1 protein-coding gene is annotated in these 1568 nt (G+C 49.8%); it reads left to right on the top strand.

Annotated features, from left to right (window positions below):
* Positions 1-1566, top strand: a 1566-nt coding sequence (locus tag NI462_RS14845) for an aldehyde dehydrogenase (NADP(+)) (protein WP_253161226.1), incomplete at its 5' end; no start/stop codon positions are given.
* Between the last annotated feature and the right edge of the window lie 2 nt (positions 1567-1568).

The following is a 1568-nucleotide window of genomic DNA, read 5'->3' on the forward strand; positions in this document are numbered from 1 at the left end:
GGCCACAACTTTATAGCTGGCACCCGTAGCGCTGCAGGTGATAAAGTCCTGAAAAGCCTGAATGCCAGCACCGGTGAAGCCCTGACTTTTGACTTCTTTCAGGCCACCGAACAGGAAGTCAACCAGGCCGTGGAAGCAGCCCATACAGCCTTTAAAACCTACCGACATACTTCCCCTGAACAGCGGGCTCTATTCTTAGAATCCATCGCAGATGAACTCGATGCTTTGGGTGAAGACTTCCTCAATACGATTTCTCAAGAAACCGCTTTACCCATTGCCCGGCTGCAAGGTGAACGTGGCCGTACCAGCGGGCAAATGCGTTTGTTCGCTAAAGTCTTGCGCCGTGGTGATTTTCTAGGGGCTCGAATTGATACCGCACTGCCAGAGCGTCAACCTTTGCCACGACCAGACCTGCGTCAGATTAAAATCGGTGTAGGGCCAGTTGCCGTTTTTGGGGCAAGTAACTTCCCTTTAGCATTCTCGACCGCCGGTGGTGATACCGCTTCTGCATTGGCAGCAGGTTGTTCTGTGGTGGTCAAAGCCCATAGCGGGCATATGGCCACTGCAGACTATGTGGCTCAGGCCATTGAACGTGCCGTTGAGAAAACAGGCATGCCCAAAGGGGTGTTTAACATGATCTATGGTAATGCTGTCGGTGCCTTACTGGTGAAACATCCATTAATTCAGGCCGTCGGTTTTACCGGTTCCCTCAAAGGTGGCCGTGCACTATGCGATATGGCAGCAGCACGTCCACAGCCGATTCCGGTCTTTGCTGAAATGAGCAGTATCAACCCGATGCTGATGCTGCCTGAAGCTTTAAAAAACCGTGGTGATCAGATTGCCCAGGAGCTGGCAGATTCAGTAGTACTGGGTTGTGGCCAATTCTGTACCAATCCAGGATTGATCCTGGGAATTAAATCACCTGAATATACACGGCTCATTGAACAGCTCAGTGAAATCATGGCAAACAAGCCGGCTCAAACCATGCTCAATGCAGGGACATTAAACAGCTATGTTTCTGGCTTATCGCATTTATCCGAGCATTCCGGCATTCAGCACCTGGCCGGTCAGGAGAAACAAGGGGAGCAGGCATTACCGCAACTCTTCAAAGCAGAGGTTGAACTGCTGCTTGCTGGTGATCAACTTCTGCAAGAAGAAATCTTTGGACCCACTACGATTGTGATTGAAGTAGAAGACAAAGCCCAGTTACTACAGGCTTTAAGCAGCATGAATGGACAGTTAACAGCTTCACTGATTGCGGATGAATCGGATCTGGTGGAGTTTGCCGATGTAGTACCGGTATTGGAAGAAAAGGCAGGCCGCTTATTGTTGAATGGCTATCCAACCGGTGTAGAAGTCTGTGATGCCATGGTACATGGCGGACCTTATCCGGCTACTTCAGACGCACGTGGTACTTCTGTGGGAACTTTGGCGATTGACCGTTATCTACGTCCGGTCTGCTACCAGAACTATCCGCAAAGTCTGTTGCCTGAAGCATTAAGAGATGAGAATCCACTGAACCTGCTGAGACTCGTCAATGGGGAAATGACTCAAAACAGAATTTAAAA

Source organism: Acinetobacter lwoffii (assembly GCF_024129715.1).
GTDB classification, from domain to species: domain Bacteria; phylum Pseudomonadota; class Gammaproteobacteria; order Pseudomonadales; family Moraxellaceae; genus Acinetobacter; species Acinetobacter lwoffii_U.